Raw genomic sequence first — 26,268 nt, 5'->3', positions numbered from 1 at the left:
GCCCGCCGGGGATCAGTCCCTGTCGATCTGCGCCCGCTGCAGTTTTCCGCTGTAGTCGATGTAGACGGCCTTCCACTCGGAGAAGACGTCCAGGACCTGGCTGCCGCCCTCGCGGTGGCCGTTGCCGGTGTGCTTGGTGCCGCCGAAGGGCAGGTGCACCTCGGCGCCGATCGTCCCGTGGTTCACGTAGACGATGCCGGTGAAGATGTCGTCCACGGCGCGCATCGCCGTGTTCACGTCGCGGGTGAAGATGGAGGCGGACAGCCCGTACTGCACGCCGTTCAGGATGCGCACCGCCTCCTCCAGGTCCGCGGCCTCGATCAGGTCGGTGACCGGCCCGAAGATCTCCTCCTGCTCGATGCGCATGCCGGGCCGCACGTTGTCGAAGATGGTCGGGGCGTAGAAGAAGCCCCGCGCCAGCGCCCCGTCGGTGACGCGCCGGCCGCCGGTGAGCAGCCGGGCCCCTTCCCGCTGTCCCACCTCGACGTAGCCGTGGATGGTCTCCAGCTGCGTGTCGCTGACCACCGGCCCCACGTCGGTGGTCGGCTCCAGCCCGTCGCCCAGGCGCAGCGCCCGCGCGCGCGCGACGAGTCGGTCCGTGAGCTCCTTGCGGACCCCCCGCTGGACGATGATCCGGCTGCAGGCGGTGCAGCGCTGGCCGGTGGTGCCGAAGGCGCTCCAGATCAGCGCGTCGGTGGCCAGGTCCAAGTCGGCGTCCTCCATGACGATCGCCGCGTTCTTCCCGCCCATCTCCAGCGAGATGCGCTTGCCCAGCCGCGCGCACTTCTCGGCCATGGCCAGCCCGGTGGCGGTGGAGCCGGTGAAGGAGATGATGGCCACGTCCGGGTGCTCGACGATGGCGTCGCCGACGGTGGCCCCGCTGCCGGTGACGACGTTGAGCACGCCGGGGGGCAGCCCGGCCTCGTTGAGGATCTGGGCGAAGCGGATCCCCACCAGCGGCGTGTAGGTGGCCGGCTTGAAGACCACGGTGTTGCCGCACAGCAGCGCCGGGACGATCTTCCAGGAGGGGATGGCCATCGGGAAGTTCCAGGGGGTGATCACCCCCACCACCCCCACCGGGACGCGGATGCAGTAGGCGGCCTTGTTCGGCATCTCGCTCGGGGTGGTGTAGCCGTGCAGCCGCCGGCCTTCCCCGGCAATAAAGTAGGTCATGTCGATCGCTTCCTGCACGTCGCCGCGGGTCTCGGCCAGGACCTTGCCCATCTCCTGGGTCATCAGCCGGGCCAACTCTTCCTTCCGCCGGACCAGCTCTTCCGCGGCGCGGAAGAGGATCTCCGCCCGCCGCGGCGCCGGCACCTTGCGCCACTTCTCGAAGGCCGCCTTCGCTGCGGCCACCGCCTCGGCGACGTCCTCGGGTCCCGAGCGGGGCACCAGGCCCAGCGTCTCGCCGGTGGCCGGGTTGATCGAGGTCATCGTCTGCCCGCTGCGGGCGTCGGTCCACTTCCCGTTGACGTAGTTGCGGTACACCTGCGGTGCCACGGTCGCCATCGCTTGTTGCCTCCTACGCCCGGGCGGGGACCGGGACGGCGTTGCGCAGTTTCTCGGCCGCGGCCCGGAAGGCCGCCGCCGCCGGAGAGCGGGGTCGGGCCAGCACGATGGGGCGGCCGGTGTCGCCGCCCTCGCGCACGGCCGGATCCAGCGGGATCTCACCGAGCAGCGGCACGCCCAGTTCCCGGGCGAGTTGTGCGCCGCCGCCGCGGCCGAAGACATAGATCGGGGGAGCATCGGGGGCGGGCTGGAAGAAAGACATGTTCTCCACGACGCCCACGACCTCCATGTTCACCTTCTCCGCCATCCTCGCCGCCCGCCGCGCCACCTGCGCGGCCGCCTCCTGGGGCGTCGTCACCAGCACCATGAAGGCCTGGGGCAGCGTCTGGGCGATGGTGATGGAGACGTCGCCGGTGCCGGGCGGGAGGTCGATGAGCAGGTAGTCCAGGTCGCCGCCCCAGTGCACCTCACCGATGAAGGTGGTCAGGGTCTTGTGCAGCAGCGGCCCGCGCCAGATGACGGCCTGGTCCTCGTCGGGCAGCAAAAAGCCCATGGAGATGACCCGGATGCCGTCCTTCTCCAGGGGGATGATCATCTGGTCGATCAGCGTGGGCCGGCCGTGCACGCCCAGCATCTTCGGGATGCTGAAGCCGTAGACGTCGGCGTCGAGGATGCCCACCGTGCTCCCCAGCTCCCGCAGCGCCGCGGCCAGGTTCACGGTGACGGTGGATTTCCCCACCCCGCCCTTGCCGCTGGCCACGGCGATGACGCGGGTCGGCGAGTCGGGACCCAGAAACGAGCCCGGCCCCGCCGCCGCCGCCCCGCCCTGCAGTTTGGCGATCAGGGCCTGGCGCTGCTCCTGGCTCATCACGCCCAGGTGCACCTCGACGTCCCGCACGCCGGGCAGGGCGGCCACCCGGGCCCGAATGGACTCGACGATCGTCTCGCGCAGGGGGCAGCCGCCGATGGTCAGCAGGGCCTCCACCCGCACCCGGCCGTCGGTGACGGCCACCGCTTTGACCATATCCAGCTCGACGATGCTGCGGCGCAGTTCGGGATCCTGGACGTCTTTCAGGGCCTCGCGCACCTGCTCGGGCGTGGGCTGGGCGTCGCGTCGGAACACGGGCGGTCTCCTCGGGCGATGTCACCCCTCATGCTAACACAGCGCCGTCGCCGGCGGCCAGCGACGGGCGCGCGGGCCTCAATCGGGGCGCGAGGCGCCGGCGCGCCGGGCGGTGCACTCCTCGCACTCGCAGAGCTCGTGGCGCAGCAGGGGGAAGGGATACAGCCCGGTGTCGTGACCGTCCATCCACGAGAAGCGCAGGGCGTAGGCCCCGACCCGGCTGATGCGCATCGCCCGGATCGTCGCCGGGATCTGGGCCTCGGTGGGCCCATCCGGCCGCTCGCCCCACTCACCCTTGCAGCGCGCACAGGGGCAGGCCAGGCGCAGGCGCTGCCAGGTGTAGGTCGAGCGGTGGCCGTCGGACCAGACGATCCAGAACCGGCTGTCGGTCACGCTGCCGAGTTCGACGGGGACGGCCATCCGGGGAGCCATCGTTGTTCCCGTTCAAGTCTAGCATCCCCCCGCCCGGCCGGTGCGCGGCGGTCCGGCGGCTCCCCGGCTGACCTCTGGGCGGCAGAGCGGCCCCCCACCGATCTGTGCTATCGTGGGACACGGGTGACCTTCCGCAGCCATGGCGCTCGACGCGCTCGAGGTCAGGATGGCACGGCTCGAAGGAGCCTACGAGCAGATCAACGCACGCCTGGCCGGCGTCGAGCGCGAACTGGCCGCCCTGCGCGCGGAGGTCAGCTCGGAGCTGTCGGGTCTGCGCGCCAACCTGGGCGCGCGGCACCGGCGGATGGACACGCAGTTCTCCTGGCTCCTCGCCCTCATCCTGACCGCCATCCTGATCCCGCTGCTCAGAGATCTCCGATTCTAAGGGACCGCGCGATCGGGTCTCCGGTGGGATCAGGTCGCGGGGACCTTCAGGGCAGGGCGGAGGTGAAGACGGCGTCGGGGATGGGCACGTTGAGGCGGTAGTTCCGGAAGGTGGCCACCGCCTCGATCCCGTAGCGCGGGATGCGCACCGGCACCTGCAGCGGCAGCCAGTAGCCCTCGATCCGGCCGTAGACGTACTCGGCGAAGACGTCGCCCCAGTCGTAGCGCAGCCGCAGGCGTTCCACCAGCCAGCGCACCGGATCGACCACCATCTCCCCCGCCGGCGGGTTCGCCGGACGGGACCCTCGGACGACGGCCACGCGCAGCAGCCGGCGCTCGCCGTCGTCGGTGTAGGCGATCGCCTCGGGCGTATAGAGGGCCAGCAGGTCGTCGGGGCTGCCCAGGTGCTGGAAGACGGTGCCCAGCGGACGCAGGAACCGCGGCGCCTCGCGCACGACGATGCGGTAGCGGCCCGGCCGCGCGGCGTACACCGTGGTCAGGACGCGGAAGCGCAGCAGCCACAGCCGCACCTCGATGACCTGCTCCGCCTCGAAGGTGTCCAGCCCGGTGTTGGCGGCCTTCAGGTTGAAGATGATCTCCTCGAAGGAGGGCGGCGCGGGGTCGCTGCGGGACTGCACGCGCGCCGGGAACAATGAGACGCAGGCGAAGACCGCCAGAGAGAGCACCATCCGCCTGAGGCTGCGCACGCCGAACCGTCCCGCTCGGATCTCTCCGACCTGAGTGAGCTCAGGTCTCTTCGCCGCGCCGGGTGGACGATCAGGCCCGACCACCCGGCGCGCCGGATACAGTCCCCATCATTATATGCCATCGTCCGCGACATCCCCCTCGCGGGTCGCTGATCCCCGCGCGGGGAACGGCGAAAATCTCAGACCTCTTCCAGATCGTCGACGTCCACCTCCACCGACACGACGGTCCGCAGCAGTTCGAGCAGCACGCGGACGCGCTGACGGCCCGGGACGGGGCGATCGATGATCCCTTCCAGGAACTCGAGAGGCCCGGCGCGGATGCGCACGCGCATTCCCGGACGAAACCGCATTTGAGGGACGATGACTCCGCTTTCGCCGGCCCGAGCCTGCAGGTAGGCGACGACGTCCTCGGGCACCGGCGCCGGACTCCTGCCGTCGCCCAGCACGTACTTCACTCCGGGCGTCCAGCGGACGACGGAGAGGACCTGGGCGTCGGAGAGGAATCTGGCGAAGAGATACCCGGGGAACAGCGGCTCGGCGGCCTGCCAGCGGCGGGAGCCGTGGCGGTGGCTCACCAGCAGGCGGGGCAGGAAGGTCGTGATGCCCTTGAGACCCAGGAGCCGGGCCGCGCGCCCCTCCTCGCGGGGCTTCGTGTGTACGGCAAACCACTGCAGCGAGGCCGCGACATTGAAAGAGTCCATAGACGCCTCGAATGACTGCTGTGCCTTCGGATAAGGACAGACCCGCTGAAGACAGACCCGCCGTTGTGAGGCGTTCGCGACGCGGTCGCGCAGTCCCTCTTTGTTGTTGAGTACCGATGCCTTAACACGCCTACCAGGAGAAGGAGAGCGATCCGGTCTGATCCACCGTGTCCCAGCTCACCGAAATCGTGGGGCCTCGCGGCACCGTCACGGACAGCCCGTAGATGCGGTCGACGACGGCCCCGCTGAGGTAGCTGTAGGCCTGGGTGTGGCTGAGGGTCACCGCCGGCAGCACCCGGAAGGACACGCTGCCGCTCAGCGTGCTCTCCTCTCCCATCGCGTCGAACAGCAGCGGGCTCGAGCCGGACGGGATCTGCCGCAGGTAGGAAAAGGTCAGCGAGAGGGGCGGGGCCGGCGTGATCGTGAGGCGGGCCGTTCCCCATCCGGCGCCGTGAGCGGCGGCGGTGTAGGCGAACTGCCGGTAGCCGATCTCGACGGCCGTGCTGGCGAAGCGTCCCAGGGGATAGGCCGGCGTGCTGAGCCGGGCCGCGGCGTGGAGTCGGTAGCCGGTCAGGCCGTTCGGCCGGACGGTGTAGTTTCCCACCCCCAGTTCCAGACCGTAGGAGAGACCGGTGCCGGGAAGCCGGGCCCCCCGGGAGAGGCTGATCTCCGGGAGGCGGTCCACCCGGTAGTCTCCTCCGATCCCGCCGGAGGACGCGACAAACGCGATGTGCCAACCCGGCGACAGCGGGCGGGAGTACCCCAGCGAGACCAGCGGCTCGGTGCCCAGGGTCTCCGAATAGGTCGCCCCGAGGGTCAGGGTCGTCCAGGGAGCCAGGGTCACCATCCGGCCGGCGGTCAGGTAGATCCCCAGGATGGCGTTCTTCCCCCCCGAGGCGGCGTACTGGGCCGCGGCAGGGGAAACCGTCACGGCCATGAGAAAAATGGTCAGGGCGAGGACCGTTGCTGATCGGATCATCATCCACCTCGACGTGAAAGGTCTGAAACCATTGAGGCGCCCTCCGCCTGGGGGAAATATGAAGGTCAGGCCGGCGGCGCTGATCGGCGGGCTCTTCCTGCTCCTGCTGGTTGCCGCGGCGTCTTCCACCGGGCGGTCGCAACCCCTCTCCGACGACGCCGCGGCCCAGCTCGTTCGGGCGCTGCTGCTCCGCTACTTCGATCCGCCCTCGGTCTTCACCGTCTCTGTGACCGGCGCCCGCGTGACCGGCGATCTCCTGGTGCTGGACAGCCTGACCGTCGGCGGCCGTCCCGTCTTTCTGCGCGGCATCGAGGGTCAGTTCCTGCTCCAGGCCTCCGACCTCGCCCTGGAGGCGCCGGCGCTGGCGCAGCAGCAGGCGCGGGTGCGCCGGGTCGGCGGCGCGACCCTCGTCGCCGGGAGCACCGCCGCGGCGATGGCCCAGGCCCTGGCCCGGATCTCCTCCGCGATCATCGAGCCGCGGATCCGCTTCCACGCCGGAGAGTTCACGATCACGGCGACGGTGCGGCGGGACGACCGGCTCTACCCGACCGAGGCGCGCGGCCGGGTCATCGTGGAACGGGAGCGGATCGTGCGGGTCGCCGTGACCGCGATGACCGTCGCCGGCGGCGCGGTCCCGGAGTCAACGGTGGAGCGGGAACTCCTGAAGGTCAATCCCGTCCTCGATCTCTCCCGGTACCCGCTGGATCTGCGCATCCGCCGCCTCACCCTGCACGACGACCGGATCGAGCTCCTCGCGGTCGGCGGGCGCTAGACACGCAGACCCGGCCCGAAACGGGCCGCCTCCTTCTTCACGTCGCGCGCGATGCGCCCGTCGCGCAACTCGATTTCCCGGCGCGCGGCGGCGGCCACCTGCGGGTTGTGGGTGACGAGGAGGACGGTGCGCCCCTCCCGGTTCAGTTCCTCCAGCAGCGCGACCACGGCCCGGCCGGTCTCGCTGTCCAGTTCTCCGGTGGGCTCGTCGGCCAGGAGCAGGGCGGGGTCGTTGGCCAGGGCCCGGGCCACGGCCACGCGCTGGCACTCTCCGCCGGAGAGGTCGCCGGGTAGATGGGCCATCCGGTGGCTCAACCCGACGCGGGCCAGGAGGTGGGCGGCCCGCTCCCGCCGGATCCCCGGCGGCAGACGCAGGGCGACCATCGGCAGCTCGACGTTCTCCAGAGCCGTGAGCACGGGGATCAGATGGTGCGACTGGAAGACGAACCCCACCATCCGCCGCCTGAACAGGGTGAGGTCGCGCTGCCCGTTCAGGACCATGCCGCCGACCCGGATCTCCCCCGAGGACGGCCGGTCCAGCCCGCCCACCAGGTGCAGCAGCGTGGACTTTCCGCTGCCCGAGGGCCCGACGATCGCCACGAACTCCCCGCGGCCGATCTCGAGGTCCACCTCCTGCAGCGCCACGATGCCGCGGGGATAGATTTTCGTGACCCGGCGGAGGACGACGAGCGGATTCGGCATCAGTATAGCCCCGCAGGGCTACCTCCCCCAGAACCCCAGTTCAGAGCTGGCGGATCGCCTGCACGGGATCGAGCCGCGCCGCGCGCCAGGACGGCAGCAGTCCGCCGACGGCCCCCACGGCCAGGGCGAGCGCCAGGGCTCCCGCCAGCAGCGCAGGGCTGGCCGCGGTGGGGAGAGGCAGGGTGAGGTAGGTCTTGCTCAGCAGGCGCAGCGCCGCCAGCCCCAGGCCCACCCCGGCCAGTCCGCCGGCGGCGCTTTGAGCCAGCGACTCACCGAAGAACAGCAGGACGATCCGGCCGCGGCCCCATCCCACGGCTTTGAGGATCCCGATCTCCCGGGCGCGCTCCAGGACGCTCATCGCCATGGTGTTGGCCACGGCGAAGACGCTCAGCAGGACGGCGATGAGGGAGACGGCCCACCCGGCCTGCACCGCCGCCTCCAGGTTGAGGCGGTCGGCGGCAAACTCCTCCGAGGTCAGGACCGAGGCCTCGGGATAGCGGCGCTCGATGGCCGCCCGCAGCGCCTCCACCCGGGCGCGATCGGCCGCCTTCACCTTGATGAGCGAGACCCGCCCCAGCGCGCCGAAGGTTTCCTGCGCCCCGCGCAGGCTCATCATCGCCCCGCCGTCCTCCAGGTTGACGCCCGTCCGGTAGATGCCGACGATCGGCAGCGTCTTGCCGGCGATCTCCAGGCTGTCCCCTACCCCCTTGCCCATCCCCTCCGCCGCCCGGGCCCCCAGGAGGACGGCGGATCCGTCGTCCTCGCGCAGCGTGCGGCCGACCAGCAGCCGCGCCCGGCGCAACTCGAGTCCGCCGGGCTCGACCCCGTAGATGAGGAAGATGACGTCGCGCGTCAGCGCGCCGGGGATGAACAGCACCGGGCCGACCCGCGCAATGCCTTCCGTCGCCGCCAGCTCCGCGACCATCGCCTCGGGCAGCGTGCCGACGTAGCCGAAGGTCAGCCCCTTGGGGATGCGCTGCACGACCGTGAGCTCGCTGCCCGCTTCCGACACCACCGCGGCCACCTGCCGCACCAGCCCGGTGCTGATCCCCAGCAGCGCCACCGTCGCCCCGATGCTCAGGGCCACGGCGGCGACGGTCAGGGCGGTCCGGGCTTTCCTGCGCAGCAGATTACGGCAGACCACGGGGGCGCCGGCAGGCCGCGAAGTGTGCTGGCACGTTTTGTAATATCCAATGATTTGACGTAGCATCCATAGGGGCGCGATTATGTCGCCAAGGAAGAAGCCTGTCCAAGTCTACCTGGAGGAGCATCAGCACCGGGTGCTCCGCGAGATCGCCCGCCGCCGCCGCGTCTCGGTGGCCCGCCTGCTTCGCGACGGGGCGGACCGCGTGATCCGGGAAGCCCTGCCTCCTGAACACGATCCGCTCATGGAACTGCCCACTCTGGCCGCCTCCGGCGGCCCGAGAGACGGAGCCGAGCGACACGATGCCTACCTCACCCAAGCGCGGAGTCCACAAGGCCGCAGGCGCTGAGATCTTCGTGGACACCGGCGGCTGGATCGCGCTGGTGTCCCGGGACGACACGCACCATGGCCGGGCGATTGCCGCCTGGCCGGATATCCTCCGCCGGTTCCGCCGCGTCGTGGCGACGAACCTGGTGATCGCCGAAAGCTACACGTTCCTGCGCCGCGCCGTGGGATTCCCTGTCGCCTGGGCGCTGCTGGAGCGGCTGCAGTGGACTCCCCGCTTGGCCCTGATCTCCGCCGACGCGGATCTGGAAGGGGACGCTCGGGACCTTCTGCGTCAATACAGCGACCAGGATTTCTCGTCCACGGACGCGGTGAGCTTTGCGGCGATGCGGCGGACGGGCATCACGCAGGCCTTCGGCTTCGACCGGCACTTTGTCACGGCCGGCTTCGTGCTGGTCCCCTGACCGGAGCCGGAAGCTACCGAATCCCGTACTGCAGCGACACGTAGTAGCCGTCCCACCGCATCACCGTCAGTTCGGGCGTTCCCACGCGCCGCTCGGCCACGGCGCCCCGATAGCCCGCCTCGAGGTTGAACCGCCCGGCGCGCCAACCCAGGCCCGCGTAGTACGTCCACAGGTAGAAGGGCGCCCCGCCCTCGCGCGGCGCCCAGATCCCGCGCAGCAGCGGCGAGGACAGCGAGCCGCTGACGTAGAGCGGTGTTGTGCGATCCCCGAAGGCCAGTCGGTAGTCAAACGCCGCGCCCAGCCGGGGGCCGGAGGCGGCGACGGTTCCGCTCGTCAGGCCGCCCCACCCCGCGAAGACCGACACCGCGCCGTCCCGGAACCGGGCAACCGGGTAGTGGACCTCGGCCGACCAGAACGCCTCCCCCTCGGCCCCGTCGTAATCGAACGTCAGCGCAAAGGTGCCGAGCGGCCGGCGAACGGTCAGGCCCGCGTATCCTCTACTGGACGGAGGACCGGCCAGCGGCCCCCGCGATGCCGTCGCGGCCGACCAGCTGCGCAGTTGAATCGAGGTCGCCGGCGCGTCAACGGACAGCGGCCGGCCGGGCGCCGACGCGGGCGACGACGGGGCCGCGGCGGCCGGCCACCGGTACGTGAACTCCACCCCGAGCAGCCCCTCCCAGGCCTCCTCGCCGGAGCGGTTGCCGCGGTTGGCCACGCGGGACAGTTCCGCGCGGTACTTCATCTCCAGGGACGGACCGTATCGCTTCTGCAGCTGCAGGCCGAGCGTCTGACGGTGCTCGACGACGCCGGAGAGGAACCACGCCTCCGGCGGGGGCGGGCTCTGACCGATCCGCCCTTCGCCGTGCCGGCTGGAGGCGAAGGAGACCAGCAGGTCCGTGGCCGGATTCAGCCTGTGCGTCAGTTCCAGGTAGACGTCGTCGCCGTCCGGCCCCAGCCAGTGCCCCAGGCTTCGTCCGCGATAGGCGTGCTCCAGACCGAGGGCGTAACTGTACGTCCCGTTGGTGACGGCCGAGTACTCGAGGCGCAGGCTCGTCCGTCCGTTCCTGAAGGGGTCCGCCAGGGAGACCCCGCCCAGGAGGCCGACCCGGGCCCGCCGCTCGGCGATGCGCTCCGGCGCGTCGTCGATGTAGCCGACCCCGTAGAGCCGGACGCCCACCCGGGGCACCCAGTCGAAGTCCACCGCCACCGACATATTCCGGCTCTGCCCCAGGGCGTCGTGCAGGTCGTAGGAGGCGATGACCCCTGAGAGCACGGGGATGGGCTGCAGCAGATGGTAGAAGGTCAGGGGCCCGCCCCAGGGGGTGACGACGGCTTCGCTGAACCCCAGCCGGAATGCCGGGCTGAGGTCGTAATCCAGCCGCGTCGCGAAGAACGCCACGTCGCCGGCGGGCGTCCCACCGGATCGCTCCAGCCAGGCCAGGACCTTCGTCAGCCGGGCCCGCGGCAGATCCGCCGTCAGCCGGAACAGCGGAAGGGTCCCGGCGGCATCCGAGAGCAGCAGGCCGGTCCGAAGGCTCGGCCCCCAGAAGACCGAAGCCCGGCCCAGCTGCATCTCGACCGAACCCAGCCGGAACGACGCATACAGTTCCGACCTCGGTACGCCGGCCGGGCTGTCCGTGGCCAGCCGCCCGCTGAAGAGGACACCGCCCAGGGGATAGTGGGCGGCCAGAGAGGAGGAGTTGCCGACGCCGATCCGCGCCTCGACCGCCGGAGATGCGGCGAACTCCCGCCGCAGCGCCTCCAGATCGTCCCGGACAAGTCGCGCGACCTCCGGCGACATCCGCGGGAGGCTGAGCCAGGCCTCCTCGACGAGCCTGCGCGCCTCCTCGCGGGTGATCGGCCGCGCCGAGATCGCGCGCAGCGGCACCAGCCCCAGCGCCGCCATCCGCTCGAGCACCCGGTACGACCGGTGCTCCAGCGGCACGTACGCCAGCTCGCCCCCCTCCGCCGTCTGTGCGGGCGCCGCAGGGAGGAGAACCAGGCCGGCGACAACCAGGGCCAGAGAGGCTGCGGTCAGCGCTTCCGCTCTACCGCCTCCTGAGGATCGACGCGCGTAATGCCCTCGATCACATCGAGGTGCCTGTCCGCGCTGATGATATGTATCTTCGCATTCCCGTCCGCAGCTTGCAGACCTATGCATGAAATGATATGCTCGTATGTGCCTACACACCGGAGCCGGAGGGAATCGTGCGCACCACGCTCAATCTCGACGACAGCCTGATCCGGGAGGCGAAGAAGCGGGCCGCCCGGGAAGGCCGCACCCTCACCTCTTTGCTCGAAGAAGCGCTGAGAATCTTCCTGTCCCGGCGTGGGCACCGTCGGACCTACCGGCTGCAGTGGCCGGTTCGCCGCGGGGAAGCCCCCCCTGCTGTGGACATCGCCGACCGTGACGCACTCCTGGAAGCGATGGAGGGGCGCCGCTGATCGCGGTCGATACCAACATCCTCATCTATGCTCATCGAGAGGAACTCCCGCTGCATGCGGCAGCGCTCCGGCGCTTGACGGAACTGGCCGAGGGACCGTCCTCATGGGGCCTGCCGATCTTCTGCCTGGGCGAATTTGTCCGCGTCGTCACGCATCCGCGGGTGCTGAGACCACCCTCTCCCCTGGAAGAAGCGCTCAGCGCCCTTGAGGCCCTACTCGCCAGCCCTAGCCTCCTGGTCCTGACTCCCGGCGAAGCGTACTGGCCGCTGTTCCGGGAGATCGCTCGCGAAGCGCGCGCCACGGGCAACCTGGCCTTCGACGCGCAGATCGCGGCGCTCTGCCGGGAGCACGGCGTCCGCGTGTTGCTCACCGAGGACCGCGACTTCCGTCGTTTCCGCGGGCTGCAGATCGAACGCCTGACCTAGATGCCGAAGTCAAGATGATCGATCGTGAAGGATCCACTCCGCAGCCTGCAACAAAGAGTCCGTCCGAAAGTCGGCACCCTCGGGCCGCGGCTCGTCGTAGCCGTAGTCGATGAACACCGTCCGGCATCCGGCCCGCCGGCCGGCCTCGATATCGCGCCAGCGGTCCCCCACCATGAAGCTGCGGCCCAGGTCGATCCCCCGCGCCCGGGCCGCCTCCAGCAGCATCCCGGGCTTCGGCTTGCGGCAGTCGCACCCGTCCGCGTCGTCGTGGTAGCAGACCCGCACCTCATCCAGCGGCAGCCGGGCGCGCAAGAGGTCGTGGATGGCCTCGACGGCCTCCACCCGAAGCGCCCCCCGGGCCACGTCGGGCTGGTTGGTCACGACGATGAGCGCAAACCCTCCCTCGCGCAGCCTCCTGCACGCCTCGGGCACCCCCGGAAGCAGCTCCACCTCTTCGGGCCCGCGCACCGACAGGGGCCGCCCCGCCCGAACCGGCGCCCGGTTCAGCACCCCGTCTCGGTCGAGGAAGACCGCTCTCACCGGCTGAGGGCAAACCGCCCCAGGATCACCGCGGCGACCGAGGCCTGCGCCGCGAACCACGCCACCCCGGCCCCCGGCAACCCGAGCCTGGGCAGCAGCACCACGCTGAGCCCCAGCGTCACGACCAGGATCCACACCGTGCTGGCGACCACGCCGGCCATGCGCTGCTGCACCCGCCGCACGCTGAAGTAGAGGAAGTTCACGGTCAGCGGCAGTGTGCTCAGTGCCAGCACCCACAGCAGCCTGGTCCCTTCCACCGAGTACGCCCGGCCGAAGATCAACAGCACCTTCTCCCCCAGCAGGAAGACCCCCACCAGCGCAGGCGCCAGCAGCGCCAGCGACACCTTCCCCGCCTCCACGGCCCGCCGCACCAGGTCCGTCGCATCATGCGACCCGTGCGCAAACAACGACATCGCGATGGCCGTCGGGATCATCACCAGCAATCCCCCCACATTGCTGGCCACGTAATAGTACGCGTTCGTCTCCGGACCCTTCAGGTTCGTGATCAGGATCGGCAGCAGCAACGTCGGCGCGCTCCACAACGCCGCGGAGACATAGTTCGCAAACGCAAAGTGCGCCATGTCGTTGACGACCTCTCGCGCCACCATCGGCCGGAATCGGTACTGCCCATCCAACGCCCGCGGCAGGAAAACACCAAGCCCCACCGCCGCCAGCGCCCCCGATCCCACCACCCACGCGCCCACCAGCCCAACCGCATGCAGCCCCATGACAGCGAACATGACCGCGGCCACGACCTTCCCCGTGCCGAACACCGCCGCCTGCGCCAGCACGAACCCCGCCCGCTTCCGGCTCAGGTAGACGGAGGCCAGGAGCCCTGCAACCGCCGTCAGCGCCACCCCAGCGGCTACGCCGGCGGCGAGCGCCGGGCTTTCGCGTACCGGAAGCAGCGCGGGCGACCAGACCCCCAGGCCTCCGATGAAGACCGCCGCCAGCACCAGCCCTCCGGCCGCAGCAATCGTCAGCGACGAGCTGATGATCGCGTGCGGATTCGGACTGTGAGGGAGGAACCGGACCAGCGCGTAATCCAGCCCCAGGACGGCCAGCATGGCCAGCAGCCCGACCGCCGAGATGACCGCCGCCGCGAACCCCACCTCCCGCGACTGGTACAACCGGGCCGCCGCCGTCCAGAACAGAAACCCGAACCCGGCGTTCGCCACGTTCGCCGTCATCAGGAAGAAGGAATCCCTGTAGATGGCAGAGCGCCACGGAAGGGCCGGTGTGGTCAAACCCAGCGAGCGGAGGACGGCCATAGCCTACCCTAGGACCTCACGACAGGCTGCGCCAGTAGTCCAGGATCGCTGCCACCGACTGTCTCAGCGCCACCTGCGGGGCCCACCCCAGGGCCCGCAGACGAGAGTTATCCCCCACGACAAACGGCTTGTCCACCAGGCGGAACCGGCCGGCGTCTTGCTCCACCGGGATAGGCCGCGAAGCCATCGCCAGAAACATTTCCAGCACGCCCCGGACCTTCGTGCCCGTCCCCGAGCAGAGGTTGTAGATTCCTCCCGGCTCTCCCTTCCGGGCCAGGAGCCAGAGCGCCCGCACCGCGTCCCCCACATCCAGGAAGTCCCGCACCGCCTCGACGTTCCCCACCTGCAAGGACGGCTGCCTCCCCCGTTCCACGGCGACGACCTGGCGGGCGAAGTCGGAGCACACATCGCCCACCTTCCGGGGCCCAATAACGAAAAAAGGCCGGACCACGATCACCCTCATCCGGTACGCACGGTGGTACAGCAAAGCCAGGAGACTCGCCGCTACCTTGCTCGCCCCGTACGGACTGTCGGGCAGCAAGGGATGGTCCTCGCGAATTGGAGCCTGATCCGCAGTGGGAGCATGCTCCGAGCTGGACCCTGCGACCACCACCACGGGATCCAGCCCCGCCTTGCGCACGGCCTCGAGGAGGTTGGATGGAGGAAGCAGTGGCACACTAGCCTCTCACGGTTGGAGAGGCTGGACGAGTCGCTCTTCGATCCACGTATAGGTGCGCCGCAACCCGTCGTCGAGGTTCACCCGTGGCTGCCAGTGCAAGATGGTTTTCATCCTGGTAATGTCCGCCGTCCGGCTTCGAGGCCCGACATGCCCGCTGCCCAGGAAGACCGGCCTGACATCCTTTCCAGAGATCTGCACAATCTTGTCCACCACTTCCCTGACGGACACCGCAGCGCCCGAGCCGATGTTGACTACCACGGGAGGAAACGCCGCCGCGCTCTCCAGCCGGATCAAGGCCTCCACCGCGTCGGCCACGTGCAGGAAGTCCCTGGTCTGGGCGCCGTCGCCCCAGACTGGGAAGTCGCCGCGGGGGGTCAGGATCACCTTACGGATGATCGCCGGAACGACATGAGACGTTTCGTCAGGCTCCTCGCCCTCGCCGTAGACACTGAAGAGCCGCGCGATCCCGCTCCGAATCCCCGTCATCCACCGCAACTGAATCTCACCCATGAGCTTGGCCCAACCGTAGCCGCCCTCGGGGTCAACGGACGCGGCATCGTCCTCGGCAAACACAGCACCCATGGACTGCTGGGGAGCGATGGGGTAGACGGAGACGCTGGATGCATAAACAACGGTCGGTACGTTGTGCTCCAGGCAGGCCCTGAAGACGTTGGCGTCAATGACCAGATTGGTCTGCAGAGCCACCAGTTCGGCCCGGTCGGTCCCATGGAGGAACTCCACGCTGCCGACCCGAGCCGCGAGGTGAAAGACCGATTGGGCTCCAGCAATGACCTCATGCGTTTGGTGATAGTCTCGCAGGTCCACGGGGCGCGGGTCTAGATCGACGCTGAACTCGCGGAGGCGGCGGGCGTCCCCGCGGGAGAAATCGTCGGCGACCACGACCTCGCGCCCCTGGTCGAGAAGGCGACGCACGAGGTGACAGCCGATGAACCCGGCTCCGCCGGTGACCACGGTCTTCACACAGCTACCCCTGCGATGGCCGCGCCTCGATGACCCGCCGGAGGGTGTAAAGGTCTGTGGTCATGATCTGCTCCAGGCGCGCGGGAAACGACCGCCAGTCGTCCCATACCGCGCTGATCAGTTTACCCGTCAGGCGCCCCGATGCCTCCGAGGCCAGGAAGACGGCCAAGGCAGCGGCGTTGTCTGGAGTGCTGCCGTCGCGCTTGGTCGCCATCGCCTGGCTGACCGCGCGCGGGCCCGCGGCGTCGCCCGCCGCCAGGATCTCGTCGGTCATGCGCGTGGCGACCGCGCCCGGGGCGATGGCGTTGACCTGGATGTTGTCCTCCTTGAGCTCCTCGGCCAGGGTTTCCGTGAGCCGGACCACGGCCGCCTTGGACGCGGCGTACGCGGAGAAGTACGGCCGAGGCGCCGTGGCCCCTCCGCCGGACAGGTTGATGATCTTGCCTCCCCCCTGCCGCCGCATGACCGGGATCACCTCATGGCAGCAATAGAAGACGCCGACAAGGTTGATCTGGATGGTGCGCGCCCACTCGTCAGGAGGGTTCTGCCACAGAGGCCCAATGGGGCCCTGGACCGCAGCGTTGTTCACGAGGATGTCTACTCTGCCGAACTCCCCGACGGCCGTGGCGATCAGCCGCTGCACGTCGTGATGGTTGGCGACGTCGACACTCAGTGGCGCAGCCCTCCGACCAACTGCCCGGGCCTCCTCGGCAACAGCAACCGTCTCAGCCAGCGTACGGGATCCCAGAACCAGATCGGCGCCTTCGCGAGCCAGAGCCAGGGCAATCGCCCTGCCGATTCCCCGCCCGGCACCGGTCACGATCGCGACTTTCCCGGCTAGCGTCATGGCTTTCTCAGCACCAGGATCACACGATTCGCCACAGCAGGGAATCTGGCTAGCCACCGGTCGATACGTGTGATGACCCCCGCCGACCAATGGCGCGTGTTGATGGTCACGGGGCATCCCTCGACGGAGAGGATGCTGAGGTTATGAAGGGCTACCAGCTCCTCGAGCGCTCTCAGGGTAAAGACTCGAATGTGGCCCCACTGTCCTTCCTCACTCTTCAAGAGGAGCTTTCCGGCCCACTCGTGGTTTGGACTCACGGCGGTCGGGAAGGGCTGGTAGCCCAGGAAGAGCGCGATGCGGTTGGGCCAGCCCGCCAGATTCGGCGTTGTCAGGACACAGATGCCACCTGGCTTCAGGACGCGTCGGATCTCTCGCAGGAGATGGCCGGGATCAAATAGATGCTCGATGATCTCCCCGCAGTAGACGCCGTCGAAGAACTCGCGGTCGAATGGAAGGTCCGCGTGATTCACATCTATCTGCACGGCTTTGATCCCGCGCTCGCGGGCCATAGCCACAGCCGGTGCGGCGATCTCCACACCGTAGGCCTCCCGGGCCCGCGTCACCGTCTGGATGGCCGCAGTGATCTCCCCATCGGCGCACCCGACGTCGAGCACTGTCTTGCAGGGGAATCGCTGGAAGATCCTCAGGCACCGTCGCACGCGTTCCTCGTCCAGGCCACCCGTGTTGAATCGCCGCTCGTAGAAGCTATCAGTGGCCGTACTCACGGCTCAATCTCCCGACGGGACCGGAGTCCCTGCCTCACGCAGTATGGTCCGCCAGTAGTCCAGCATGTCGGTCAACGTTTGCTCGAACGGGATCTCGGGTTGCCAGCCAAGAGCCCGGAGCTTGGAGTTGTCTCCGACGTAGATCGGGTCGTCGAATGGGCGGAATCTGGCGGGGTCTATCCGGTAATCCACTGACCGGCCCGCCAACCGGATAAGCAGTTCCAGCACCTGCCGCATGGTGTAGGCTTTGCCGGAGCACAGATTGTAGGTCTCGCCAGGGACACCCCGCTCTGCCAAAGTCCACAGAGCCCGCGCGGCGTCGCGTCCATCGGTGAAGTCTCGGGTCGTTGCAAGGTTCCCCACCTCGAGCACAGCCCGCCTTCCCAGTTCGACCTCCGCGATGCCCTTGGCGAAGTCCGAGCAAGCATCGCCGACTTTGCGCGGTCCAGTCATGTTGAAGGGACGGATGCGAATGATCCGCATGCCGTAGACTTTCCCGTAGAAGTACCCCAGGAGGTCTTCCGCCGCCTTGCTGACCGCGTATATGCTGGTGGGCCGGAAGGCCGTGTCCTCGCCGAGCGGCATCTCCTCTTGGGTCGAGGGGCCGTACATGGAACTCGATCCCACGATGAGAGTGGTGGGATTGAGCCCCAGATCCTTCAGGCTCTCCAGGAGGTAGAAGGTGCCGAAGACATTCGTCCTCAGCGTTTCCTCCGGGTCTTCCCAGGAGACGCTGACGAAGCTCTGCGCCGCTAGATGGAAGACCATCTCTGGGCGGGTCTGGTCGATGATGGCTCGGACCTGGTGCCGATCGCGAAGATCACACGAGAGCGTCGTCATCCGGTGCTCGAGGTGCCGGAGACTGGCGGCATCGGCGTAAACCATGCCGCAGACCGACAGGTCCTTCTCCACGAGCAGATCCGCGAGATGGGACCCAAGGAATCCCTCGCAGCCAGTCACAAGACACCTCATAGACTCTGACCTCCCGGGATCAGGTCGGCTGAAGCTGGGCGCCATCTGCCCTGGTGGGTGTGTAATAACCCAGCCCCACGAAGAGGAGGGCCCAGGCGGTGACGGCAAGACGACGCATGGCGCGGGATGGGTCCGACAGGACATTGGCCAGATCTGTCGGGATGCGCCGCCTGACGATCCGCTGCAGCAGTTCGTGTTCTTGATGCAGAAAGGCCGGACCCTCTTGGTGGGGGGCGAAGACCTGCAGGAGGTGCCGCCGAGAACGCCCGATCCAGTACGCTCGCTTCCGCATGAAGGACCAACTCAGACGATAACGCCTAACTCGGTGCCAGACCCTTGCGTGCGGGACATAGAGGATCCGCTTCCCAGTCCGCAGGCGGACCCGGAGCGAGAACTCGTTGTCCTCGGCGAACAGGCCCTTGTGGTAGCCCGTCTGGGTCCGAAACAGTCCGACTGTCTCGAAGACCTGCCGGCGGAAGGCACAGTTCATCCCCCAGGCATTGCGCACATCGCGCACTTGATCCCAGCCGCTCCATCCCGTGCAGGAGAGGATCCAGTAGAGTTCTTCAGGGAACCAGTCCATCTGCGGGTCTTCCCACAGGGGCAGCGCGGGCCCAGTGATACCGGCTACGGCTTCCCGGGCCAGGGCCGCGACAGTGTGATGAGCCCAGTCGGGAAAGGCGAGTGTGTCATCGTCAAGGAACGCAATGATCTCGCCGGCGGCGCGGCGGATGCCGATGTTGCGCGCCGATGAGAGGCCGGGCTCGCCGCTGTTGAACAGAGCAGTGACGTTGGGCATGGTGTGGTGTTCAGTATAGTCCTGTACCTTCTCGCAAAGCTGTTCCGAGCCCTCACCGACAAAGAGGATCTCCAGATGAGGATAGGTCTGGACCTTAAGGCTCTCCAGGAGCGCGAAGAGATCGGGTAGCCGGTCTTTGGAGTAGGTCGTCACGACCACTGAGAGGAGAGGAGGGAGGCTACGCACAGAGACGCTCCCTCACGAGCACCCACAGGTCGATGACCCCCTGCTTGAGGCCTATGGTCTTGCTGCGCCCGGCAATCCGGCCCTCACTGTGATGGGGGACTTCGATGATACGCAGGCCGCTCTTCATGGCTCGAGCTAGTAGCTGTTGGTCCATGTGGAAGCCGTCGTAGGTCAGTGGGATACGCAGGAAGGCTTCCCGCCAGAAGGCATTGTATCCTGAACAGACATCAGTAAATTTCGTGCTGTAAAGGAGATTGAAGGCCAGCGTCAGTATCCGGTTCCCCAGGTAGCGAAATGACGACATGCGGCTGGGCTTTCCCGACGCCAGCCGCGAGCCCTTGGCGAAGTCGTAACCAGCCCGCAGCGCGTCCACGAAGGCTCCAATGAGAGCTGGGTCCATTTCGCCGTCCGCGTCCAACGTGACGACGATTTCGCTGCTGGCCTGACTGATTCCGTAACGGAGGGCGTTGCCCTTGCCCCGTCCGGGCTGCATAAGGATGCGAGCCCGGGGGCAGAGCCGCTCGGCCAACTGAATGGTTCCGTCGGTCGACCGGCCATCAACAATGATCACCTCGTCCACCCAGCCAGGGATCCTGGGAAGCACGTGAGGAAGATTCTCTGCCTCGTTCAGCGTGCAGATGATGACGGAGACTTGTAACTTGGTGGAAGGCATCATCACATGAACGACTGCATCGGCTGAGCCCTGTTAACGGCTTCCTCCGAATTGCATGCAGGCGTCCATTGGGGACTCAACTCTCCATCTGGCGAGCTTCAGCTTCATCTCCTGTTTGCACTCCTCGGCCACAGAACCCACGCACTTGGGCGACTCGCTTCTCCTTTGGTTTCGGTCACATAGCATCGGACAGATGGCCGGGGCACGCATCTCGCCAATAGAGGCCCTGAGTGTGCGAAACTCACACCTTACACCTTCATACAAGCCTCTTGACAGCCACCACGTTTCCTGCCCAATCCGGTCTTCGGCGTGTAACAAGCCCAGCAGCTACCCACAGGACATCCACCAGGGGCCGCAGAGCCCGCGGCAGGGGAGACTGGACTCCTGAAAGTCCGCCCAGATTGCGCAACCCGTGACCATACACCCGATAACCCAGGGCGCGCAATTGGCCCGGTTCCCAGATATGTCGGTGCTCTTGAAGTGGGTTGCCATCGTATTCGTGTTGCTCATAGTGACCGACCGGTGTCGTAATGATGACCTGCCGGATGGCAATCTCCTCTGCTGCGGCCAACAGCGCAACCCCATCAGGCCGGTCCAGGTGCTCCAACACTTCCATCATGAGTACGACATCGAAGGATTGGGGGCGAAAGGGCAGATTGCGAGCGTCCGCCAGCACAAGGGCGGCATAGACGCCCAGAGCTCTTGCCTCCTGAAGATAGGGAAAGAAGGCGTCGACACCAACAGCAAGAAGGCGACGATTGCGGTTAAGGAAGGCCATGGGGCGTCCTCTCCCACAGCCGACATCCAGGATGCTCTTCGCCTCGCCGTCCAGGTATCGCCAGACGGTGTTTAGCGCCGTGAAGGGGACACACGGGCGGAATGCTTGGCTAAGTTCTTCCCAGGACAAACGTCGCCCGCCTTGTTTCCTTTTGGGACTCTCTTCTGCCGTCCGACCTCTCTCCTGGCCCCTCACCGCGGCTTGGTCCTCACCGGGTGGTTGTGTACTGACCGGGAATATCCCCTCAGCGGGATGGTGCATACACCTGAGTGTCCCCGTTGCTGTAGATGAGACTCTGCTGACTCATCCTCCGACCGACCATCTCCCAGTGAGGGTCATAGGCGTCTATCTGCCAAAAGTAGGCATAAGTGCCCTGCATCCTCGGCAGACAAAGCAAGAACACAGACGGGCCCTCTGTGATCCCCCGGCTCTCGAAACTATCGAGCAGAGCTTCCACTTTCTTCCAGAGCTGCGCGCTGCTCTTCGACTCCACCGCTTCTCCTTCGAACACGAATGTAGCCTTTGGCGCGCTGTAGATTGCTATTGCGAGTGCCGACGCTATGTCCGAGTACAACGTTACCCCCTCTTTGTCGCCATATGACGCCTCAAGAAACTCACCAGCGGACAACTCGAATGGATAGACCCTCGCGAAGGCAGCGATCTTGTTGTAAGAGAGGAATGATGGAAGAGAGAGGATGCCAACAGCGACGACCAATAGGATAGATCCTAAAGTTCCACCGCGTCGGTTAATGGTGAATCCCGCTCCGGGTGTCGGGGTTGAGCCTGAGAACAACGATATGATGAGAGGCACGGTAAAGATACCTGCGTACATGAGGAAGCGATAATACTCGGCGCCTCCCTTAACGGCCGTCCCCAACGTGACGGCCCAGGTGAGGCTTATCGTTCCTACGACCCCGGCCGTGGGAAGGACGTCGTTTGGATGGAGGGTTCGGACACGGGCCACGTTGGTTAGTCCCAGGAGAGTGCCCAGAGCAAACACAGTCAGGAGCCAGAAATACTGGGTATATGTGGCCCAGCCGGGCACCCTGGCTCCGAGCTGGGTCTCGAAGATCGTACCGATGTATTCTATGAAGCGATCAATGGATGTCAAGGAATTCCTAACCAGGATAGTGCTGTTCTTCAGAATGGCAGTCGAGTAGAACAATTGCCATGAAAGAACGATAACAACGGCGATAAGTAGCACGGAGAAGCCGGCGCCCCTCCCTTTGCCATGGTGACGCAACCATTTCAATACGGAAAAAGCTGCAACAACTGCTACAAACACAAATGAGGTGACCATGTGAGTCATGGCGAGCGCGAGGATACCGATGCCAAGCAAGAACAGGAAAGTGTTCGTGCTTCGCTGCCGGCCCTCGCCCTCCAACTTATGTGTCAGACATAAAAGAAGCGTCAGCAACACCAGGGAAAAGCTGCCTGGGTAGAGATCCGACATTAGCCCACTGTAGGGGCTACTGAGGACTATCAGAATGGCTGCAAGCCCCGCCCGATACACGGAGCCGAGGAGCCCGATCGCAAGGAGATACAGAAGAGCGGCGAAGAGGGCGTTGGCCATTATTGTGACTAAGGTGATCACTGTATGGATGCTTAGCCCCGTGACGCGGATCGTGGTGGTTAGGATGAGGGGCAAGCCGGGAAAGTTGAGGTACAGATTTGGGTTGGCCAGATCGTCCGTAACATGCCCAGCCTCGACGATGTGGCGCACCGAGGCGGCCTGCACGGGGGTATCTCTTCCGGGCACCGTTCCGCCGCCCACGAGGGACCAGAACCCGACGAACACTAGCGTGAACAGGGCGGCGATGGCTACCCCTTCCCGTACCGCCCTATGCTCTTCCCTAGTGGTTAGCAGCACGGAGAGTAGCAGAGTAGTCCAGAGATAATAGAGAGCGCCAAAGAGAGGTAGGTTGTCGAAGACATGGATCGACTGGACGGGGTGGTATTCCAGCGCGAAGTGGGTGGGAAAGGAAAGCAGGGCTGCCGTCGCGGTAGCCAGTCCTGCCCACAAGAATGGGCGATATCTTGGGGTCAGAGATCGTGGGCTCTCAGTCCTAGCAGGTGCGGCAGCGGTGATCACCTGTCAGCACCAATAGCCTCGTCGAAGATGCGCTTGAGCTTCTCGTTGCGCCGCTGGAGAGAGAGCTTGCCGTTCTCTACCTCCCGGCGGCCCGCTTCGCCCATCTGACGGCGTAGAATTGGGTTCTCAATAAGGGTGGCCGTCCTCTGAACCAGATCCTCCACTAGCTTGGTGTCCGGCTTTGCGGTAGCCCTCCTCAACTCGGCAGTGAGACCCGCCACGGGGAGCCCCTGGTATTCGGGTAGATGGCTCGGCCTCGAGAGGAGGAACCCGGTTCGGCCATCGGCCACGTATTCCGAATTGTCGTGAACATCGGTGGCAATAACGGGCAACCCATAGCTGAACGCCTCAAGGATGATGCGCCATGCACCATAGTAGGCAGGGAAAAGAAAAATATTTCTCTTCGACCATTCCCGTTGTAACTCCTCGAAAGGCAATATCTTGTCGAGTAGCCTGATGGCCTTATTGTTGACGATCTGTCTCTTCACATCGGGAGGGACCTCCGACCTTATCGTTAGCTCCAGGTTGGGATAACGCTGACACAGGATCCGGAAGGCCTCCAACACCTCCCTGCCGCCCCGGACGGCAAACTCGCCAAACATGTTGGCCGAGCCCATGAAGAGGAGCCGGACTTTTCCGTTATCGCTGTAGTCTCTGATGCCGCTCTTCGCGGCGATGGCTGGAGACAGCACCTCTACCTTGTGGGCGAAGGCAGAGCAGTCCAAATTTTCCAGGACTGTCCTCCTAGCGTGCTCGGAAATACACACGACCTTTCTGCACCACCTGGAAGCGAAAGCCTTCTCAATGGTGCCTCTAAAACGACGGAAGTGGGCGGGGTAGGGCCCGATCGGGTCCGTCACATTGTATAGTTCAATGACCCAGGGCTCTTTCCTGAGGACTATGTGCCCGATGGCGTAGGTCAAGGCTGTGTCCTTGGGGGGCCTGCGCAGGGATCTGTCAAGATGGGATTTGAGGAGGGTGATGGGAACCCATCTGTAGGCTTGTCCGATGACCCAGGGGGCGAGACCCGTTCTACTAACGCCCCAAGCGAGGTGTTCCATACTGACGGACAACATATTACTCAGACCTGATGTTGAAGCTATTGATTCCTGCATAAGTAATGTCCTAAAATCGCTGTGGAGGTGCTGCGCATGCGTCCACAGGGGAGTCCCGCGGAACTGGAACGCCGCCGTCTCCGCGCCATCGCCCTCCTCGACAAGGGGCTGCTCCCGCACGAGGTCGCGGAGCGCCTGGGGGTAGATCGCCGGTCGGTGCGTCGATGGAAGCGTGCCTACCGCCGGAAGGGTCGTGCCGGATTGCAGGCACGCCCCGCGCCGGGCCGTCCACCCAAGTTGACCGCGCGGCAGCGCCGCACCCTGGTCCGCTGGATTCTCCAGGGGGCGGAGGCGTGCGGCTTCCGCACCGCGCTGTGGACGTGTGCGCGGATAGCGCAGCTCATCCGGGAGCGGTTCCACGTTGCGTATCATCCGGACCATATTGGACGCCTCCTGCGCGCCTGTGGGCTCACGCCGCAACGGCCCCAACGGACCGCGAAGGAGCGCGACGATCGCCGCGTCCGCTGCTGGCTGCGGCACGACTGGCCACGGATCAAAAAAAACTGACTCGCCTGGGTGCCCGGCTGCTCTGCCTGGACGAAACGGGCTTCTTGATGGCCCCGGTCCTGCGCCGCACCTGGGCTCTCCGCGGGGTACCCCCGCGGTTGCCCATCCGGACGCGGTCCCACGAGAAAGTCTCCGGCCTCGGCGTGCTCAGCGTGTCGCCCCGGCGCCGACGCTTCACCCTCTACCTGGCGCTCTATCCCCGGGAAAATGTCCGGGGGCCCCAGATCCTCCAGGTGCTCCGCCACCTCAACCACCTCCGGGGTCCGGTGGTCGTGCTGTGGGACCGGGCCCGCCCGCACCGGCACGGCCAGGTCCGCCAGTGGCTGGCTGCCCGCGCCCACTGGCACGTCGAATGTTTCCCACCCTACGCTCCCGATCTCAATCCCGTCGACCACCTCTGGGCGTATCTCAAGTACGGCCGCCTCCCGAACTTCACGCCCAATCATGTGACCGACATTCACCGCGCGCCCCGCCAAGAAGTGCGCCACCTCAAACGTCGGCCCCGGTTGCTCCAGAGCTTCTTCCGGCATGCCAAGCTCCTTTTTTGACGGCGCCGCCCTAGGGCATTACTTATACAGCCATCAATAGTGCAAGCACAAACAGGTGGCTGGCAGGAAACTGCTCGTAAGCTACTGGAGGACGGCCAAACTCAACGTGGCCCCGCTCTTCAATGTCTCTTACGATCGCGCCCTGCCAGATCCCCAGCTGGCGGGGATATGAACTCGCGCTAGTGACCGTCCAGTAGCCTGAGAAGACCAGCGCGAACACGCAGATTAGGGCCAAACTCTCCCAGCGCTTCCTTCTTGAGCCTGAGTCTTTAAAGAGGAGAAAGAGGAGCCAAAGTAGCCATAGACAGTAGAGCAGTACAAACAAAGGCAAGTTGGCGAAGTGCCCAAAGGCTGAATAGGTTGGAATTCGTACCTAACAGGGTGCTGAAGAACGAATGTTGATGCACGAGCTTGCTGCCATCCCAGCCTCCTCGGTTATCTCCGCGGTGTGGGCATGCCTCGCCGACCGGGGTTGCTCCCCGGTCTCTGCGGGGTGGTCTGCAGTTCCTGACCGTGTGTTCCCTTCGTGGTCCGCCTCATGCGGCCACCTCGGCGAGGTTGCGCATGCGGACCAGATTGTAGATCGCGGCGGCGAAGACGAAGAGCCAGTGGACCTTGGCTCTCCCGCGGTGTCGGACCTTGCGGAGCAGCCCCACCGTCTTCAGCCAGCCGAAGATCTCTTCCACCCGGTGGCGTTTCTGCTGACTGACGGCATAGCCGGGATGGCGTGTGGTTCGGGCGTCGATCGCGCTGGCTCGTCCTCGGGTCTGCTGGACGACATGCGGGGTTACTTCCAGCCGGCGGAGGGCCGCCACGAACGCCGCCGTATCGTAGCTCTTGTCCGCCCCCAGGGTAATGCGGCCTCGGCCCGCCACCTGCTGGACCAGCGCCACAGCCGCCTCCCGCTCCGTGGTGCCCGCGGCTGGGGTGACGCATGCTGCCACCACCAGGCCATGGCGGTTCTCCATCAGCACGTGGCCCTGGTAGGCCAGGTGTGCTTCTCGCCCGTCGCCCCGCCGCGCCAGACGGGCCTCGGGGTCCGTGGTCGAGGCATGGGTGGCGTTGCTGCGCCGTTCCCCACGGAAGTCCACCGTGGGGTTGCCCGGGTCGTCCGGCGGGGAGGGGCGTTCCTGATCCCGGCGCCGGAAGCTCTTCAGGCTGGCCCAGGCCTCCAGCAACGTGCTGTCCACCGTGAAGTGCTCGTCCGACAGCAGCCCTCGCTGCGGATGGTGTAGAGCACCTGCAGCAGCAAGGCGCGCAGCAGCTGCTCGGGCGGCACCGAAGGCCGTCCGGTCCGGGCATAGAGCCGGGCAAACGCCGGCGACAGTGCCGCCAGGATGCGATCCACCAGCTGGCGGATGGGGCGCAGGGGATGATTCTGGGGTACCCGGGCCTCGGGCGAGAGGGAGCTGAACAGGATGTCCTGCCGCAGGTCGTCTCCACGCATCGTCCGTCACTCCGTCGAAAGGGTGATATGCATGCCT

At 66.5% G+C, this 26,268-nt stretch carries 27 protein-coding genes and 1 pseudogene; 6 read left to right on the top strand and 22 right to left on the bottom strand.

Going from position 1 to position 26,268, the window contains the following annotated elements; all coding sequences use genetic code 11:
- Positions 1-12: 12 nt before the first annotated feature.
- The 3 genes from QN141_11435 to QN141_11425 form a co-directional block, all read right to left on the bottom strand.
- The gene (locus QN141_11435) at positions 13-1,509 is read right to left on the bottom strand and encodes an aldehyde dehydrogenase family protein (GenBank protein ID MDR7559086.1); all 1,497 of its coding nucleotides are present in this window, start codon (positions 1,507-1,509) and stop codon (positions 13-15) included.
- A 13-nt stretch (positions 1,510-1,522) separates the two neighbouring features.
- Positions 1,523-2,632 (bottom strand): Mrp/NBP35 family ATP-binding protein, encoded by a 1,110-nt coding sequence (locus tag QN141_11430; GenBank protein MDR7559085.1) that lies wholly within the window; start codon positions 2,630-2,632, stop codon positions 1,523-1,525.
- A 78-nt stretch (positions 2,633-2,710) separates the two neighbouring features.
- Entirely contained in the window at positions 2,711-3,052 is a 342-nt protein-coding gene (locus QN141_11425) for a DUF971 domain-containing protein (protein ID MDR7559084.1), read from the bottom strand.
- Positions 3,053-3,230: 178 nt separating this feature from the next.
- Here QN141_11425 and QN141_11420 point away from each other — a divergent pair, with 178 nt between their 5' ends.
- A complete protein-coding gene (locus tag QN141_11420) occupies positions 3,231-3,449 on the top strand; it encodes a hypothetical protein (protein MDR7559083.1) in 219 nt (72 codons plus the stop codon).
- A gap of 46 nt (positions 3,450-3,495) precedes the next feature.
- On the opposite strand, the gene QN141_11415 is transcribed toward QN141_11420, so the two are convergent.
- From QN141_11415 to QN141_11405, 3 genes are all read right to left on the bottom strand, one after another.
- On the bottom strand, positions 3,496-4,155 hold the full coding sequence (locus QN141_11415) for a hypothetical protein (protein MDR7559082.1): 660 nt from the start codon (positions 4,153-4,155) through the stop codon (positions 3,496-3,498).
- A gap of 179 nt (positions 4,156-4,334) precedes the next feature.
- The gene (locus QN141_11410; protein MDR7559081.1) at positions 4,335-4,856 is read right to left on the bottom strand and encodes a transcription termination/antitermination NusG family protein; all 522 of its coding nucleotides are present in this window, start codon (positions 4,854-4,856) and stop codon (positions 4,335-4,337) included.
- Between the two features lie 130 nt (positions 4,857-4,986).
- Entirely contained in the window at positions 4,987-5,835 is an 849-nt protein-coding gene (locus QN141_11405; GenBank protein ID MDR7559080.1) for a hypothetical protein, read from the bottom strand.
- 58 nt (positions 5,836-5,893) lie between these two features.
- On the opposite strand from QN141_11405, the gene QN141_11400 reads away from it, so the two are divergent.
- Positions 5,894-6,607 (top strand): hypothetical protein, encoded by a 714-nt coding sequence (locus tag QN141_11400; protein MDR7559079.1) that lies wholly within the window; start codon positions 5,894-5,896, stop codon positions 6,605-6,607.
- Here QN141_11400 and QN141_11395 read toward each other — a convergent pair.
- Both QN141_11395 and QN141_11390 read right to left on the bottom strand, forming a co-directional pair.
- Positions 6,604-7,308, bottom strand: a complete 705-nt coding sequence (locus QN141_11395; protein MDR7559078.1) for an ABC transporter ATP-binding protein — start codon at positions 7,306-7,308, stop codon at positions 6,604-6,606. The two genes, QN141_11400 and QN141_11395, sit on opposite strands and share 4 nt — an antisense overlap.
- Positions 7,309-7,348: 40 nt before the next feature.
- Positions 7,349-8,452: an FtsX-like permease family protein gene (locus QN141_11390; GenBank protein ID MDR7559077.1), complete on the bottom strand. Its 1,104-nt coding sequence runs from the start codon at positions 8,450-8,452 to the stop codon at positions 7,349-7,351.
- 302 nt (positions 8,453-8,754) lie between these two features.
- Here QN141_11390 and QN141_11385 point away from each other — a divergent pair, with 302 nt between their 5' ends.
- A complete protein-coding gene (locus QN141_11385) occupies positions 8,755-9,201 on the top strand; it encodes a PIN domain-containing protein (GenBank protein ID MDR7559076.1) in 447 nt (148 codons plus the stop codon).
- 13 nt (positions 9,202-9,214) lie between these two features.
- On the opposite strand, the gene QN141_11380 is transcribed toward QN141_11385, so the two are convergent.
- Positions 9,215-11,146 carry a capsule assembly Wzi family protein gene (locus QN141_11380; protein ID MDR7559075.1) on the bottom strand — a complete coding sequence of 644 codons (1,932 nt, stop codon included), beginning with the start codon at positions 11,144-11,146 and terminating at the stop codon, positions 9,215-9,217.
- Between the two features lie 263 nt (positions 11,147-11,409).
- On the opposite strand from QN141_11380, the gene QN141_11375 reads away from it, so the two are divergent.
- Together QN141_11375 and QN141_11370 are read left to right on the top strand one after the other, a co-directional pair.
- A complete protein-coding gene (locus QN141_11375) occupies positions 11,410-11,646 on the top strand; it encodes a type II toxin-antitoxin system VapB family antitoxin (GenBank protein ID MDR7559074.1) in 237 nt (78 codons plus the stop codon).
- The gene (locus QN141_11370; protein MDR7559073.1) at positions 11,643-12,071 is read left to right on the top strand and encodes a PIN domain-containing protein; all 429 of its coding nucleotides are present in this window, start codon (positions 11,643-11,645) and stop codon (positions 12,069-12,071) included. Before QN141_11375 ends, QN141_11370 begins: the two co-directional genes overlap by 4 nt.
- A gap of 9 nt (positions 12,072-12,080) precedes the next feature.
- Here QN141_11370 and QN141_11365 read toward each other — a convergent pair whose 3' ends face one another.
- From QN141_11365 to QN141_11310, 12 genes are all read right to left on the bottom strand, one after another.
- Positions 12,081-12,611, bottom strand: a complete 531-nt coding sequence (locus QN141_11365; GenBank protein MDR7559072.1) for an HAD family hydrolase — start codon at positions 12,609-12,611, stop codon at positions 12,081-12,083.
- Entirely contained in the window at positions 12,608-13,882 is a 1,275-nt protein-coding gene (locus QN141_11360; protein MDR7559071.1) for an oligosaccharide flippase family protein, read from the bottom strand. The genes QN141_11365 and QN141_11360 overlap by 4 nt, the downstream gene beginning before the upstream one ends.
- 16 nt (positions 13,883-13,898) lie before the next feature.
- A complete protein-coding gene (locus QN141_11355; GenBank protein ID MDR7559070.1) occupies positions 13,899-14,558 on the bottom strand; it encodes a GDP-mannose 4,6-dehydratase in 660 nt (219 codons plus the stop codon).
- A 9-nt stretch (positions 14,559-14,567) separates the two neighbouring features.
- Positions 14,568-15,542: an NAD-dependent epimerase/dehydratase family protein gene (locus tag QN141_11350; GenBank protein ID MDR7559069.1), complete on the bottom strand. Its 975-nt coding sequence runs from the start codon at positions 15,540-15,542 to the stop codon at positions 14,568-14,570.
- A 4-nt stretch (positions 15,543-15,546) separates the two neighbouring features.
- Positions 15,547-16,389 carry an SDR family NAD(P)-dependent oxidoreductase gene (locus QN141_11345; protein MDR7559068.1) on the bottom strand — a complete coding sequence of 281 codons (843 nt, stop codon included), beginning with the start codon at positions 16,387-16,389 and terminating at the stop codon, positions 15,547-15,549.
- Positions 16,386-17,114, bottom strand: coding sequence for a class I SAM-dependent methyltransferase (locus QN141_11340; protein ID MDR7559067.1), 729 nt, complete (start codon positions 17,112-17,114; stop codon positions 16,386-16,388). Before QN141_11340 ends, QN141_11345 begins: the two co-directional genes overlap by 4 nt.
- A 3-nt stretch (positions 17,115-17,117) precedes the next feature.
- Positions 17,118-18,086 (bottom strand): GDP-mannose 4,6-dehydratase, encoded by a 969-nt coding sequence (locus QN141_11335; GenBank protein MDR7559066.1) that lies wholly within the window; start codon positions 18,084-18,086, stop codon positions 17,118-17,120.
- A 19-nt stretch (positions 18,087-18,105) separates the two neighbouring features.
- Positions 18,106-19,071 (bottom strand): glycosyltransferase, encoded by a 966-nt coding sequence (locus tag QN141_11330; protein ID MDR7559065.1) that lies wholly within the window; start codon positions 19,069-19,071, stop codon positions 18,106-18,108.
- Positions 19,064-19,744: a glycosyltransferase family 2 protein gene (locus tag QN141_11325; GenBank protein MDR7559064.1), complete on the bottom strand. Its 681-nt coding sequence runs from the start codon at positions 19,742-19,744 to the stop codon at positions 19,064-19,066. Before QN141_11325 ends, QN141_11330 begins: the two co-directional genes overlap by 8 nt.
- A 256-nt stretch (positions 19,745-20,000) precedes the next feature.
- Positions 20,001-20,783, bottom strand: coding sequence for a class I SAM-dependent methyltransferase (locus QN141_11320; protein ID MDR7559063.1), 783 nt, complete (start codon positions 20,781-20,783; stop codon positions 20,001-20,003).
- On the bottom strand, positions 20,767-22,614 hold the full coding sequence (locus QN141_11315) for a hypothetical protein (protein MDR7559062.1): 1,848 nt from the start codon (positions 22,612-22,614) through the stop codon (positions 20,767-20,769). Before QN141_11315 ends, QN141_11320 begins: the two co-directional genes overlap by 17 nt.
- The gene (locus QN141_11310; protein MDR7559061.1) at positions 22,611-23,849 is read right to left on the bottom strand and encodes a glycosyltransferase family 4 protein; all 1,239 of its coding nucleotides are present in this window, start codon (positions 23,847-23,849) and stop codon (positions 22,611-22,613) included. Before QN141_11310 ends, QN141_11315 begins: the two co-directional genes overlap by 4 nt.
- 44 nt (positions 23,850-23,893) lie before the next feature.
- Between QN141_11310 and QN141_11305 the strand changes: the two genes are divergently transcribed.
- Complete coding sequence (locus QN141_11305) at positions 23,894-24,784, top strand: transposase (protein MDR7559060.1); 891 nt, start codon at positions 23,894-23,896, stop codon at positions 24,782-24,784.
- Positions 24,785-25,320: 536 nt separating this feature from the next.
- Here the strand turns inward: QN141_11305 and QN141_11300 are convergent.
- Positions 25,321-26,231, bottom strand: a pseudogene (locus QN141_11300) (IS5 family transposase).
- Between the last annotated feature and the right edge of the window lie 37 nt (positions 26,232-26,268).

This window comes from Armatimonadota bacterium (assembly GCA_031459765.1).
Lineage (GTDB): Bacteria > Sysuimicrobiota > Sysuimicrobiia > Sysuimicrobiales > Kaftiobacteriaceae > Kaftiobacterium > Kaftiobacterium secundum.
Note: the sequence above shows the minus strand (reverse complement) of the source record. Positions and strands in the feature narration are given on the sequence as shown.

Excerpts from the sequence above, each read along its gene's own strand:
- QN141_11435 (MDR7559086.1), bottom strand. The coding sequence starts at position 1,509 with ATGGCGACCGTGGCACCGCAGGTGTACCGCAACTACGTCAACGGGAAG.
- QN141_11425 (MDR7559084.1), bottom strand. The coding sequence starts at position 3,052 with ATGGCCGTCCCCGTCGAACTCGGCAGCGTGACCGACAGCCGGTTCTGG.
- QN141_11420 (MDR7559083.1), top strand. The coding sequence starts at position 3,231 with ATGGCACGGCTCGAAGGAGCCTACGAGCAGATCAACGCACGCCTGGCC.
- QN141_11410 (MDR7559081.1), bottom strand. The coding sequence starts at position 4,856 with ATGGACTCTTTCAATGTCGCGGCCTCGCTGCAGTGGTTTGCCGTACAC.
- QN141_11405 (MDR7559080.1), bottom strand. The coding sequence starts at position 5,835 with ATGATCCGATCAGCAACGGTCCTCGCCCTGACCATTTTTCTCATGGCC.
- QN141_11400 (MDR7559079.1), top strand. The coding sequence starts at position 5,894 with ATGAAGGTCAGGCCGGCGGCGCTGATCGGCGGGCTCTTCCTGCTCCTG.
- QN141_11395 (MDR7559078.1), bottom strand. The coding sequence starts at position 7,308 with ATGCCGAATCCGCTCGTCGTCCTCCGCCGGGTCACGAAAATCTATCCC.
- QN141_11385 (MDR7559076.1), top strand. The coding sequence starts at position 8,755 with ATGCCTACCTCACCCAAGCGCGGAGTCCACAAGGCCGCAGGCGCTGAG.
- QN141_11360 (MDR7559071.1), bottom strand. The coding sequence starts at position 13,882 with ATGGCCGTCCTCCGCTCGCTGGGTTTGACCACACCGGCCCTTCCGTGG.
- QN141_11345 (MDR7559068.1), bottom strand. The coding sequence starts at position 16,389 with ATGACGCTAGCCGGGAAAGTCGCGATCGTGACCGGTGCCGGGCGGGGA.
- QN141_11335 (MDR7559066.1), bottom strand. The coding sequence starts at position 18,086 with ATGAGGTGTCTTGTGACTGGCTGCGAGGGATTCCTTGGGTCCCATCTC.
- QN141_11325 (MDR7559064.1), bottom strand. The coding sequence starts at position 19,744 with ATGCCTTCCACCAAGTTACAAGTCTCCGTCATCATCTGCACGCTGAAC.
- QN141_11320 (MDR7559063.1), bottom strand. The coding sequence starts at position 20,783 with ATGCACCATCCCGCTGAGGGGATATTCCCGGTCAGTACACAACCACCC.
- QN141_11305 (MDR7559060.1), top strand. The coding sequence starts at position 23,894 with ATGGAAGCGTGCCTACCGCCGGAAGGGTCGTGCCGGATTGCAGGCACG.